10 protein-coding genes are annotated in these 13,168 nt (G+C 55.3%); 8 read left to right on the forward strand and 2 right to left on the reverse strand.

Features of this window, described 5'->3' with window-relative positions; all coding sequences use genetic code 11:
- Nucleotides 1-13: 13 nt before the first annotated feature.
- The gene (locus HMPREF1986_RS09190) at nt 14-1,078 is read left to right on the forward strand and encodes a SipW-dependent-type signal peptide-containing protein (protein WP_021774556.1); all 1,065 of its coding nucleotides are present in this window, start codon (nt 14-16) and stop codon (nt 1,076-1,078) included.
- A gap of 33 nt (nt 1,079-1,111) precedes the next feature.
- Here HMPREF1986_RS09190 and HMPREF1986_RS09195 read toward each other — a convergent pair whose 3' ends face one another.
- The gene (locus HMPREF1986_RS09195; RefSeq protein ID WP_021774557.1) at nt 1,112-1,306 is read right to left on the reverse strand and encodes a hypothetical protein; all 195 of its coding nucleotides are present in this window, start codon (nt 1,304-1,306) and stop codon (nt 1,112-1,114) included.
- Nucleotides 1,307-1,450: 144 nt separating this feature from the next.
- Between HMPREF1986_RS09195 and HMPREF1986_RS09200 the strand changes: the two genes are divergently transcribed.
- The 3 genes from HMPREF1986_RS09200 to HMPREF1986_RS09210 all read left to right on the forward strand — a co-directional run bounded on the left by HMPREF1986_RS09200 (nt 1,451) and on the right by HMPREF1986_RS09210 (nt 7,013).
- Nucleotides 1,451-3,766 carry a hypothetical protein gene (locus HMPREF1986_RS09200; protein ID WP_021774558.1) on the forward strand — a complete coding sequence of 772 codons (2,316 nt, stop codon included), beginning with the start codon at nt 1,451-1,453 and terminating at the stop codon, nt 3,764-3,766.
- Nucleotides 3,767-4,025: 259 nt separating this feature from the next.
- The gene (locus HMPREF1986_RS09205) at nt 4,026-5,411 is read left to right on the forward strand and encodes an extracellular solute-binding protein (RefSeq protein WP_021774559.1); all 1,386 of its coding nucleotides are present in this window, start codon (nt 4,026-4,028) and stop codon (nt 5,409-5,411) included.
- Nucleotides 5,412-5,423: 12 nt separating this feature from the next.
- Nucleotides 5,424-7,013, forward strand: coding sequence for a helix-turn-helix transcriptional regulator (locus tag HMPREF1986_RS09210; RefSeq protein WP_021774560.1), 1,590 nt, complete (start codon nt 5,424-5,426; stop codon nt 7,011-7,013).
- Between the two features lie 5 nt (nt 7,014-7,018).
- On the opposite strand, the gene mgtE is transcribed toward HMPREF1986_RS09210, so the two are convergent.
- Nucleotides 7,019-8,425: a magnesium transporter gene (mgtE, locus tag HMPREF1986_RS09215; protein WP_242651629.1), complete on the reverse strand. Its 1,407-nt coding sequence runs from the start codon at nt 8,423-8,425 to the stop codon at nt 7,019-7,021.
- Nucleotides 8,426-9,088: 663 nt separating this feature from the next.
- On the opposite strand from mgtE, the gene citD reads away from it, so the two are divergent.
- The 4 genes from citD (at nt 9,089) to HMPREF1986_RS09240 (ending at nt 13,098) form a co-directional block, all read left to right on the forward strand.
- Entirely contained in the window at nt 9,089-9,388 is a 300-nt protein-coding gene (citD, locus tag HMPREF1986_RS09225) for a citrate lyase acyl carrier protein (RefSeq protein ID WP_036600098.1), read from the forward strand.
- Nucleotides 9,388-10,290: an aldolase/citrate lyase family protein gene (locus tag HMPREF1986_RS09230; RefSeq protein WP_036600121.1), complete on the forward strand. Its 903-nt coding sequence runs from the start codon at nt 9,388-9,390 to the stop codon at nt 10,288-10,290. The genes citD and HMPREF1986_RS09230 overlap by 1 nt, the downstream gene beginning before the upstream one ends.
- A gap of 1 nt (nt 10,291) precedes the next feature.
- Nucleotides 10,292-11,854: a citrate lyase subunit alpha gene (gene citF / locus HMPREF1986_RS09235; protein ID WP_009214975.1), complete on the forward strand. Its 1,563-nt coding sequence runs from the start codon at nt 10,292-10,294 to the stop codon at nt 11,852-11,854.
- A gap of 266 nt (nt 11,855-12,120) precedes the next feature.
- On the forward strand, nt 12,121-13,098 hold the full coding sequence (locus HMPREF1986_RS09240; protein WP_036600099.1) for a hypothetical protein: 978 nt from the start codon (nt 12,121-12,123) through the stop codon (nt 13,096-13,098).
- Nucleotides 13,099-13,168: the final 70 nt, after the last annotated feature.

Genomic DNA, 13,168 nt, shown 5'->3' on the forward strand with positions numbered 1-13,168 from the left:
GAAAGGAGCACCAATGAAGAAAGTAGGAAAGAAGTCGCTGATCGGCGGAATTCTCGCTCTGTCCCTGATCCTCGGCGGAACAGGCTATGCTTATTGGACGGATACGCTGAACATCACGACGAAGGCAACTACCGGCGAGTTCGGCATGAAGTTCGTGGATCTGGGACTCTATGCGCAGTACAGCGATGAGATCAACACCGACGGAGCGAAGGGCTGGTCCATCGTCGACGGCATCGACAAGGGCTATGTCGAGTCGGATTTCTTCGAGAGAGGAACGCAGTACAACAAGATCGCGAAGGACGGAAGCATCGAGAAGTACAAGGAGCGCCAGAAGGGCTACAGCAATACCGAGTTTGACGCCAAGCTCAAGGATGCGGCTCCTCTGAAGAAGCAGGTCGGCCCCTACAATTCCGCCAATACGAACGGAAGCGACAGGATCGACATCAAGATCAACGAGATGTATCCCGGCTACGCACAGGCTTTCCGCTCTGATCTTCTGAATGTCGGAAGCATCGCTGCGAAGCTTGGAAACATGAAGTTCACCGTTTCCAGCAAGGACAGGGATGCCAGCACCGTGAAGGATATGCTCGGTATCGCGCTCTATATGCATCAGGAGCAGTTTAACCCGAAGTCCTCGATCAACAACGCTCATGTCTTCCGTCTTACGAAGGACCTTGCTCTTTCCGACAAGGATTTCTTCACGGTCGGCGGCGTTGACTTCCTGAGACTCTCCGCTCTTGAGAAGCTGGATGAGAAGGATATCAAGAAGGCCATCGAGAACTCCACCATCCTCTGCAGCCCGGCTACGGACAACAGAATGGATGTCTTCATCGGCATCGCCATGGATCCGGATAAGGACGGCGCTTACACCACGGGAAGCACCGAGAACCTGAAGAAGGACAATGACGATACGAAGAGCCAGAACAAGGGCGTTGAGATCGGAATCGACTTCCTCTGGGATCAGTTCAATGTCGGAAAGGATGAGGGCAAGCCGAATATCCTGAAGAACCAGAACTATGGCGGACAGAAGGACCAGAAGAAGGATCAGAAGGATTCCGGATCGGTCAAGGGAAACTAAGTCTCTTAGGAGAGAAATATCATAGGCGGAGAGTCAGTCTTTCCGTCTAAGCAGGAGGGAGGCCTCCGGGGCGTAAGCAAAAGCCCCGGGGGCCTTTCTTTCGTTGTTTTCATTTGCTTTTATCTCGTCTCCGAGCATTCTGAATCGAAGCGGGAGCTCCGGATTGGATTTAAGAGCTTTTCTTCGTCCCTGAACGCGGATATCGAAAGCCCAGCCTGATAAATTCATGGGCTGCCTGCTTTCCTTCCGCGCTGCGCTTTGCCCGCATGAGAAAAAGCGCGTTCTATCTCTCTGAAAAGGCAGATTTTCGGGAAAGATTATCCGACGGGTAATAGTTTTTAGCCACTGAAAGTCATAGTATGGAGGTGCAGCATGAAGGGAGCGCATCGCGGGGAGGAGGCAGAGATGAGGCTTTGGGGGAAGAGCTTTGGGAAATTTTTTCGATCGGGAGAGAGGAGCAGGGGACTGCTCGCTTTTTTCCTTTGTCTTACCATGCTGCTTTCTCTCACATCCTGTGAGGGGATCAGGGGAAGGAGGAAGAGCGGGGACAGGGAAGAGGAGGAGACGAAGGTGAGAGCGCGGGAAAGGGACAGCGGGGAGAAGGGGAGAGAGAAGAAAAAGCTCGAGGGAGAGGAAGGAGAAGAGAGGGTCTTATATTTTTCGAAGGATGGGCTGAGGCTTTATTCCCGGAGCTTGGGAAAGAGTGAAGAGGTACAGGAGGGGAGCTGGGAGAATGGCTGGAATCACATGGATCAAGAGGACGTGCAGTATACCGAGGATGGAAAATATCTCTATTATATCGAATATGAGAGCCCGGAGGTTTTGGTAAAGGAGACGGAGGGAGCTATGGAGGAGGCCTGGGGGGAGGAAGAAATGTCGGGGGAGGCGGAGATGGAGGCCTGCTGCGCGGGCGTAAATCTCCACGACGGTATACTCCGCAGGAAGACGATCGGGGAGGAGAGCGCCGTGAAAAAAATCGCGGAAGGAGTGGAAAGCTTTCAGCTCCTCTCAGATGGTTCCCTTCTCTACATAAGGAGCAATAACCGCGGGATCTATCTTTTTACGGATGGGGAAAAGGAAAAGCTCTATTCCGGGACACCGCACACGTATTTCCTGAGTAAGGATGAAAAGACGATCCTCTTTCTCGCCTATCAGGGGGAAGGCACGGACGGCTGGACAGATCGGCTCTTCGCTTTGCAAAAAGAGGAGGGAGGGGAATGGAAGCTTTCCTGCCTCAGCGATGCAGTCTGGACCTTCTATGGGAGCTCCGAGAGCATGGACAGAATCTACTACTCTGAGAGGAGAGAGGAGGATGAGGGGGAGAGGATTTTTAAGATCGAGAACTTCGGGGAGCCGGAGCAGATCGACGGCGGAGCGGAATTCATCTATGTGAGGGTCGATTCGGAGGGGAATCTTTGCTATATCAGAAAGAAGACGGATGAGATCAATTTCCTCGCAGAGGACGATCTGTCCCGGAGGGACTCTCCGGAGATTCCATCTCTCGGAGATAAGGAGAGGGAAAGGCTCTATGGGAAGGAAAGGATTCCTGAGGGGAGCGCTCTCTATCGCTATATGGAGATTTATCTCTGGAATCAGTTTGTCCAGTCCATGAAGGATGCCTGCCATTATGCGATCTGCTCCTACGGAGATGCCTGCCTCTATGACGGGAAGGAGCTGAGAGTCCTTTCAGAGCGGGCGGAGCTTCCCTTTATCACGGGAGGGGACAGGGTCCTTTTGCTCCACAGCATCGCGGAGGGCTATCAGGGGACGAGGAAGCTCTCGGAGCTCTATGAGGAGTATCTCAGCCTGGTCTTCTTTCAGGTCTATGGAAGATGGCCCGGAGAGGCTGAGGGAGAAGGGATCGATCTGGAATGCCTTTTCTATGACTATTTCGGAATCTCCGGCAGCCCGCTGAGCGAGATCTTTTTGATGGAGGAGCAGATCTCCGAGGATGACTTTAACGGCTGGAAGTACAGCGTGATCTCCTATTATGCCGCGCGGCGGCTCGCTGACCGCCTCCTCTATGATGCCCTGCAGGGGCAGAGCTATCGGATCATCTTTGAGGGAAGGGAGGAGAAGATCGAGGAGGAGGGAATCCTTCAGGATATTTTCTCCGAAAACTCCGGAAAACTCGCCTGCCTCAGCTTTCCCCTCTCCCTTCGGGAGGAAGAGAAGGAGGATCCGGATCTGGAGAAAAGTATCCTGGAAGCGAGAAAAGGAGAAATGGAGCTTCTTTTCTGGGAGAAGCAGAGCGCGGGGATGAAGAGGCTGGACCAAAATGTCACAGATCTCAACGGATTTTGCGACGGGGAGATCTATTATATGAAGGATCAGGCGGAGAGAGAGGAGAGCGGAACCGCCTACTGCTCCGGAAAACGTCTCATGACGGATATTCAGAGGATCTACATTTCGGAGGGCAGGGTCTATCTCATTGGCGAGTGGGACGGAAGGGGGCTTTTTGATATCTACCTTCCGGGAAAGAGGAAGGCTGTGCTCGCCGCAGAGGAGGTAAAGAGCTTTTATCCCTTAAAGGACGGAGGCTTTGCCTATATCGGCGACTATCGGACGAAGAGCGGACAGGGGAAGCTCTGTCTCTACCGGGCGGATGGGGAGAAGGAGGAGCTCTCGGAGGAGGCCAGCTCCATTTACGACGGAGTCAGCTCCGAGGACTTCATGGTATATGGCTGAGGATGGGGACATGCAAGGAGAAAAATCCGTTTTGCATCTATTATGATTCCGACCTTATAGGCATGGCTGCAAGTCATGGGGCGGGACTTTCTCAAAACAGCGCTTTCCCGGAGGATGGGGAGGCGCTTTTCTTTTCTCCGGGATTATGCACATTTAACAAAATGTTATTTTATAAATGGTCCATTATCATAATTCGCTATTTCTCTGCAGATGATATAATTTTTACATACGAAATTATGACGAAAAAGGGAGGTCTTTTATGGGTGGAAGGAGAACGTGCGCGGCGGTACTGGGCTTTTTGCTCCTCCTTTCCGGGTTCATCGTCTTTCAGAGCTGCAGGAGAAGGAAGGAGACTGTGACGCTCTCTGTCTGGCATGTCTACGGGGGGCAGACGGATTCCCCTCTCAGCCCTTTGATCGAGGAATTCAACGCGACGGAGGGAAAGAAGCGGGGGATCCATATCCGCGTCGTAGCGGTCTCCAATACGAATACCATCCATGAGGAGATTCTCTCCGCGATTCGTCAGGAGCCGGGAGCTCCGAGCGCTCCGGATCTTTTTGTCTCCTATCCGAAGACGGTGCTCGCTCTGCCGGATCCCTCCGTGCTCGTGGACTACCGGGATTATTTCAGTGAGGAGGAGCTTAAGCGCTATATTCCGGAGTTCATCGAGGAGGGCACGGTGGACGGAAGATTTGTGGTCTTCCCGGTGGCAAAGTCCACGGAGATTCTCTTTGTGAATAAAACTGCCTTTGATGCCTTTTCCAAGGAAAGCGGGGTCACTTTGGAGGATCTCTCCAGCTGGGAGGGGATCTTCCGCCTTTCGAAGCTCTACCATGAGTGGAGCGATCAAAGAACTCCGGAGAAGGAGGGGGATGGAAAATGCTTTTTCACGCATGACTATCTCTTCAACTATCTCCAGGTCGGTGCGGAGAGTCTGGGAGCACAGTTTTTCGAGGGAGACGGGATCCGCTTTGATGAGAACTTCCGGAGGGTCTGGGACGCCTATGCGGATGCGGCCATACGGGGCGGCATCTGGCTCCGGGAGGGCTATGCGACGGAGCCGCTCCGCACCGGGGACGTGATTGTGAGCGTCGCATCCTCCGCGAGCGTTCTCTACTATAAGGATGAAGTGACCTATGAGGACAATACCTCCGAGCCGGTAGAGATCATCTCCAGGCCCTGCCCGGTCTTTTCTGATGGGGAGAAGCTTGTGATGCAGCGGGGCGCGGGCTTTTGCACCTTCCGCTCAACGAAGGAGAGAGAGAAGGCCGCCGCGCATTTTCTCCGCTGGCTCACGGATCCGGAGAGAAATGTCCGCTTTGTGACGAGCGTAGGCTATATGCCGGTCACAAAGGAGGCCTTCGATAAGGAGCTCAGCGCAGCGGTGGAAAAGCTCTCCTCCCCGAAGTACCGAAGTCTCTACGAAGCGCTTTTGGAGACACAGAGGGACTACCGCTTTTATACCGCTCCCAAGCTCTCCTCTTATCTGGAGCTTGAGATGAATACGGAGAAGTATATGAGATCGGAGCTCTCCCGCGCGGAGGAGCAGTATCGCATGAAGAAAGAGGAGGCGGAGGATCCGGAGGCCCTCATCGGGGAGCTTGCAGAGGAGGCCGCGGATCGCTTTCGGAAGCATGTTCAATGAGGGAGAGGCGATATGTCTGAGATCCTTCGATATCTGAAAAGGGAGAGGCGCTCCATGCAGTTTCGGATGAGCCTTTACCTTCTTCTCATGCTTTTTCTTGCCTTTATGACCTTTGTCTTTCTGGGGATCGCCTTCGGATTTTTCTCTTTGACGGAGGACAGACTCTATGAGGGGATGGAGCAGCAGCTTAGGCTTCTCACGGATGAAATGCGGGATGAGCTCGGCAGGATGGAGGGCTATGCGCATACTCTTTCCGGGAGACTCGGCTCCTCGGTGGAGGATTGCGTGGGAGAGTATTCCACGGAGATCTCGAAGCTGAACAATCAGCCGGATAAGCTTTTAGAGCTCCAGGAGGAATTTTACCCGGAGCTTAGCTCCATCCTTCAGCTCTCCAGAGGCTCCGGCATCTACGCGGTGATCGATGCGACGACCAATACGGAGGCCCCCGGGGCGGAGAAATCCCGGAGCGGGGTCTATCTGAGATTATACAATATCGCGGCGGACTACTCCCTGAACCCCAAATTCACCTGTTTTCGCGGGATTCCGGAGCTTGCGAGGAAGTACAGGGTCGAGCTTCATAATCGCTGGAATATGGAGTTTGACACGACGAGTCTCCCCGGCTTTCGCCTCTTTTCCGGGAAGCACTACGATAAGGCCTCAGAGGCGGGCTTTTGGTCAAACCGTCTGGACCTGCCGGATACCTGGGAGGAGATCCTTCTCTACAGCGTGCCGATACTCGGGAGCGACGGAAGAGTCTATGGGGAGTGCGGGATCGAAATGAACGAGCTTCTCTTTCAGATGAGACACATGGTCTATGCCAATCGCTCCGGCAGCATGATCTTCGTCATCGCGCCTCTTTCGGAGAGACGGCTTAGGATGGATCTGGGGCTTGCCGGGAAGATGGAGGGGAGCTCCGTCCGGACGGACGAGGCGCTTCGGATCGGAAGAAAGGGGAGATTCTTTCGCTATTATTCTGAGGGGCAGAGCTTCCTCGGCGTGCAGGCCCCGCTCCCCATGAGAGGGGAGCCGGGACAGAGCTGGGAGGCCGCGGTCCTGATGCCGCAGTCCGTCTACTCGGACTATGTGGTTTTTCACCGGATCCGCTGGACTCTCGCCGCGGCAGTGCTTCTCATTCTGATGGGGATCGCGGCCTTCTTCCTCTCAAGGAGCTATGTCCTTCCGATCAGGAACAGTCTGGATGCCTTTCGAAACGGGGGAGATCCCGCTCTGGAGTCCGGCATCCCCGAGATCGAGGAGCTCCTTCACTTTGTGGACCAGAAGCTGAAGGAGGCCAGCATAGAGCGGGAGGGGATTCCTCTTAAGATCGCGGAGCTCTTCGATGCCTTTGAGGAGAGGGTGGGAAGGCTGACCGCCGCAGAATATGCGGTCTTCTCCCATTATGTCAGGGGCTATGATATCCCGGAGCTCCCGGGCCTTTTATATATCTCCATCAATACGGTCCGAAAGCATAACCGGAGTATCTATGAGAAGCTGAATGTCGCCTCAAAGGATGAACTCATGGTCTATGTGGAGCTCTTTCGGAGGTGCGGCAGGCTGGAGAAGCTGCTCACGCCGAAGAAGCATCAGGTCTATGATAAGTGAGACCTTCAGATGGCCCCCATATGCATGATGTCTATGAGGAGGATGGCGGAGAGGCCATAGTATGTGACCACGCCGACGAGATCCGTGATCGTAGTGATCAGCGGTCCGGAGGCAGCCGCGGGATCGACCCCGACCCTTTTGAAGAAGATCGGGACCGCCGTTCCGACGAAGCTGGAGATCACCATCGCGAGTAAAAGCGCGATTCCGATGCAAAAGGAGATCAAAAAGGCCTGATGCAGGGGAAGATGCTTAAAGAGCGCGATATAGGCCCCGATTCCGCTGAGCGCGAGAAAGCCTAAGATGATGCCGTTGAGTCCTCCGACCGTCATTTCCTTTCCGATCAGACCGAGCTTCTGTCTCCCGGTGAGCTTCTCATCCATGAGGACCCGGATCGTGACGGCGAGGGACTGCGTGCCGACATTTCCGGCCATATCCAGGATCAGGGACTGAAAGGCCATGATGATCGTGAGCTTGGCTACGACCGCTTCGAACATGCCGACGACGGTGGAGACCACGAGTCCCAGAACGAGGAGAAGCATGAGCCAGGGGAGGCGCTTCTTGATGCTCTCCCGGATCGGTTCCTTTAAGTCCTCCTCCGCGGTGAGACCGGCGAGCTTTGCGTAGTCCTCGCCCATCTCATCGTCCACAACCTCGATGACGTCCTGAGCGGTGATCACGCCGAGTATCCTTTTGGAGTCGGAGAGGACGGGGATGGAGCGCTCGGAGTAGTCCTTCAGCTTTTCCAGGCAGTCCTCGATCCGGTCGTTCGCATAGACATAGGGATAGGAGGTCGCGGTGATGTCACAGAGCTTTGTGTCCCGGCGGGCGATGATGAGATCCTTCAGCTCGACGGCCCCGAGATAGCTCCGGTTTTTCCCGACGACATAGAGCGTTGAGATATTGTCATTGTCCGCTGCCTGCTCGATGAGGGAGCGCATCGCCTCCTTGATCGAGAGACCGCTGTTCAGAGCCACAAAATTGGTGGTCATGCGGCTTCCGATCAGGTCCTCATCGTAGGAGGCCAGAGTCTGGAGGGATCTCCGGTCCTCCGGGTCCATGAGAGACATCCAGACCTTTTTCTGCCGGGAATCCGTCTCCTTCAGGAGGTCGACGGCCTCATCCGGCTCCATCTCCTCCAGGATCGCCGCGGCCCGCTGGGGACTGAGCTCCTCCAGGTAATCATCCGCTTCGTCGGAGTACTCCATGACCTCCGCGAGGCCTTCGTTGTTAAGGAGCGCATAAAGTCTGTGCCGCTCCTCAAGACTCAGCTCCGGCAGGGCCTCCGCGATGTCATTTGCGTGGTAGTCCCCGAGATGATCCCGAATCTCCTCATCGCTTTTCCCGCTTCGAAGAAGCGAGAGAATCTCCTGTACATAGTCCTGCTGGACTCTGGCTTCCATCGTGTTGTCCATGGGATTCGCTCCTTTCACAGCCTGAAGAATGCGCATCAAGAAAAGCTTCCGGGTCAGTTCCCGGAATCCGGATTTTTTTGGCGTGTGGAAGTCCTCCGAAAAGAGTGCGGAGATCGGCGATCAAAGCCGATTCTAAGGGCGGAAAAAGTGCCCGAAGGAAGGGAAAGGATCTGTGCCGCCGCAGCATTTTCGTATCTTTCCGGGACTTCGGTCCACGTCATCGCTGCATTTCATGCATTTCTCCTTTCCTGTCATATTTTTGAAACCGGAATCTATCCTATCATGCAAAGGGGAGAAACGCAAGAAAGGGGGCGGGATTCCAAATAATTTTCGGCGAAAATTGATTTTCCCCGCGGGGAGAGCGCGCACTATGTAGGAGATGCTCGGTTCTTTCCCGGATCTCTCTGAAAAACTGGTATATCTGCCGTTTTACCGCGGGGGGAAAGGATTTATAATAATTTCAGGATATAAGTCCCCGCCAGGCAGAGGACGCTCTCGCTCCGGCTGCTGCGGTCGGCGGTGCATAAAAGGGCGGGACAAAAGCCCGGACAGAGAAAGCGGCGGGAGGGCAGTCCGGGCTGCGGACCCCTGTAAAACAAGTCCGCGGCCCGGCCTTGGACGACGGACAAGGGCAGCGTGTCGCTGATACAGAAGGAGGTTCTTATGGAAATCAGAAAACCCGCAGTCGCGGGGACGATGGAGTCCAGTGACTGCCAGGTCAGCCTGGAGCCGGGGGAGGGAGGAATTGACTTCACCCTGGAAAGCGTGGTGGCGCAGCAGTTCGGAAATGAAATCCGGAGGGTCGCGCTGGAGACGCTCTCCAGACTCGGTGTGGACAGCGTAAAGATCTCCATTATCGACAAGGGCGCACTGGATTGTACGATCCGGGCCAGAGTCGAGGGAGCGGTTTACCGCTCCTTGGAGCAGTTCAAGGATTTACCCTGGGGAGGTGCCATCAGATGATCGAGAACCCGAATAAGAAGAGACTGAGGCGGTCCATGATGTTTCTGAACGCACAGAAGCCGTCTCTCATCAAGGATCCCTATATCTACGGGGCGGATTCTCTGATGCTGGATCTGGAAGACGCCGTCGCGGCCACGGCGAAGGATACCGCGCGTTTTTCCCTCTATCATGCATTAAGGAGCATTGACTACAGAGGATCGGAGAGGGTCGTCCGGATCAACGGCCTGGACACGGATCTCTGGGAGGAGGATATCCGCTGCGTTGTGGCGGGCGGAGCGGATGTCATCCGCATCCCGAAGACGGAGAACGCGGACATGGTGAGGGCAGTCGAGGACAAGGTTTTAGCGGCGGAGGAGGAATTCCACAGAGAGCCGGGGACGACGCTTCTGATGTCGGCACTGGAGTCCGCAAAGGGTGTCATGAATGCCTATGAGATCTGCACGGCCTCGGACCGCATGATCGGCGTAGCGCTCTCCGGAGGAGATTATACCAAGGATTTACAGACCAGAATCACCGGGACCGGGGTGGAGCTGATGGGAGCAAGGCAGCAGATGATCATCGCGGCGAGGGCCGCGGGGGTGCAGTGCTTCGATACGGTCTGGACGAATCTGGATGATATGGAGGGCTTTCGGAAGGATGTCGAGACCATCCATATGATGGGCTTTGACGGAAAGTCCTGCATCAATCCCCGGCAGATCGATGTCGTCCACAAGATCTTCACACCGACCATGAAGGAGATCCTCTTCTCCGAGAAGGTGATCCGGGAGATCGATGACAAGAAGGCAAAGGGCATCGGAGTATTCACGGTGGACGGCAAGATGATTGACATCGCGTTCTACGACGGCGCAAAGAGAAATATTATGCTTGCGAAGGCTGCCGGCATCTATAAGGGGGATTTATAATATGCTGAATGCGGTAGGAAGAGATATCCCGGAGGAGATTCTGAAAAAGACCGGGAAGGAGGTATTCCAGGGCTCCCATCATTTCGACGGCCATGAGTTCAAAAAGGATGGACCGAAGGTCCGCTGTGTCATCAACCAAAGCGGCACGAAGCTTCTCCCGTCCATCCGGGAGGCCCTCGAAAAATGCGGCATCAAGGACGGCATGACGCTCGGCTTTCACCATCATTTCCGAAACGGGGACAAGGTCCTCAATATGGTGATCGAGGAGTGCCATAAGATGGGGATCAAGGATCTTCGCATCGCGGCGAGCTCTCTGGGGGCGCAGAACGACCCGATCGTGCCCTATATCGAGGACGGCACGATCACCGAGATCCAGAGCTCCGGCGTGAGGGGAGGCATCGGAAAGGCGATCTCGGAGGGAAAGCTCCGGGGGCTTGCGATCATGCGCTCTCACGGCGCGAGAGTCCGTGCGATCGAGACCGGGGAGACCCACATTGACATCGCCTTCATCGGCGCCCCGACTGCGGATGAGTACGGGAATCTGAATGCCAATGGGGGGAAGGCGGACTGCGGCGTGCTCTCCTACTCGGCGGTCGATGCGGAGATGGCGGACCGGGTGGTCGCGGTCACGGACTGCCTGGTGCCCTTCCCGAATCTGCCGGCGCAGATCACGCAGACCCATGTCGACTATGTCGTGAAGGTCGCGGAGATCGGCGATCCGACAAAGATCGCGACCGGGGCCGCGAAGCCGACGACAGATCAGAGAAAGCTGATGATGGCGCAGTACTGCACGGATTTCGTGAAGAACACTCCTTATTTCAAGGAGGGCTTCTCCTACCAGACCGGTGTCGGCGGTGCCTCGATCGCGTCTACCATTTCTCTTGCAGAGGTAATGCGGGAGAGGGGCATCCACATGAGTTTCGGAGTCGGCGGGCTCACAAAGCCCATGTGCGACCTCCTGGATGAGGGCCTTGTCGGCTGTCTTGTGGATACGCAGGACTTCGATCAGGATGCGATCGAAAATATGAAGACGAATCCGAGGCATTTTTACATCACGGCGGGGGAGTACGCGGATCCCTTCAACAAGGGAGCCTATGTGAACAAGCTTGACTTCGTCATCCTGGCGGCACTGGAGGTGGATACGCACTTCAATTGCAATGTCGTCGTGGGCTCCGACGGCTATATCACCGGAGCGCAGGGGGGGCATCCCGATACTGCGGCGGGCGCGAAGTGCACGATCGTCATCGCGCCGATCATGCAGGGAAGGATTCCGACGATCTGCACGGACTGCACGACCGTCACGACGCCGGGGGAGGACGTGGATGTCGTCATCACAGACTACGGCATCGCGATCAATCCGAAGAGGAGCGATCTCATTGAGGCGACGAAGGATTCCGGACTCCCCTTCAAGACGATCGAGGAGCTTCGGGACATCGCCTATTCCATCACCGGAGAGCCGGAGAAGGTTCAGTTCGGGGACAGAGTGGTAGGAATTATCGAGGCGAGAGACGGCACGATCATGGATGTGGTCCGGGAGATCAAGCCCTTTAGCTTCAGGGATTGAGGAAGCGGCTGATAGGAGAAAGCGCGCCAAAGCGCGCCGCATCGGCGGGAGCTTCGGGGCCGAAATAAAGATTGATTTTTTCGAAAGAGACTGTAATTAAAGTGTCACAGAATTGATAGGGAATAAGTAACCACTCTTTTCCGATTTTTGTCTATACTAGGGACAGCGGTTCCGGAAGGGGGCTCCCGCAGTCTGTGAAACTGAGAGAGAACTTGCCGGGACAAGGCAAAAACAAAACTCCGCAGGACGGAGTACAGGAGGAGAACATGAAAAACGGAAAGATTCTGGGCTTGGGCTTCGCGGTCGCCCTGCTGACGGGACTGAGCTTCCCCGCCCTTGCGGCATCCACCAAGACCCCGATCAATCATGTGACACTTTCTATCGATGCGGGAGATATCGAGATCGGGTCCGCCTCGAAGACGATCTCTGTCGACGCGGCAGAGGACAGCTATGAGGTCACAAACAGCAGCGGTACTGCCATCAATATGGAGGGCGCGAAGTGGGCGAACAATGTCACCCCGAAATTCAAGATCACGATCAAGGCAGACAGTGATCACCGCTTTGACACGAATGCGCTGAAGTCCGCGGCCTTCTATACCCTGAACGGCGCCAGCGCGAGCTTCGTGAAGGCGCAGGGCTCCAGCAACTCCATTACCCTTACCGTGAAACTTCCGAAGCTGAAGGGCAATACCTCGGATCTCGGAGTGGCGGATCTTCAGTGGCAGGATGACAGTGCGAGTGCGACCTGGACGGGTTCTGATAATGCGCAGAAGTATTATGTGAAACTCTATCGCGGATCCAGTCTCGTGACAAGCGGTGAGACCACCAATACAAGCTACGATTTCTCCAGTGCGATCACGCAGAACGGAACCTATACCTATAAGGTCCGTGCCTTCGCCTACGGAACCTATGGAGAGTGGGATACCTCGGATGAGCTCGAGGTCACGGATGTGAACAGCATCAGACAGAATAACCCCACCCCCAACACGGGCGGAAGGTGGATCCTCGACAATGTGGGCTGGTGGTGGCTCAATCCGGACAGGACCTATCCGAGAAATACCTGGAAGTTTATCAATAACGCCTGGTACTATTTCGACGGAACGGGCTATATCTACATAAACCGCTGGTTCCACTACAATAGAGACAACAACTGGTACTACTTCGGGCAGAGCGGTGCGATGCTCACAAACGCGCGCACACCGGACGGCTATTATGTAAACGGCGCAGGCATTTGGACGCGCTGAGACGGGAGACTCTGATCTTTCCCGCATAGAATGCAAAAGGGCGGGGCCCGGGCGGATTGATCCGCCCGGG

It is taken from the genome of Oribacterium sp. oral taxon 078 str. F0263 (assembly GCF_000469565.1).
GTDB lineage: Bacteria > Bacillota > Clostridia > Lachnospirales > Lachnospiraceae > Oribacterium.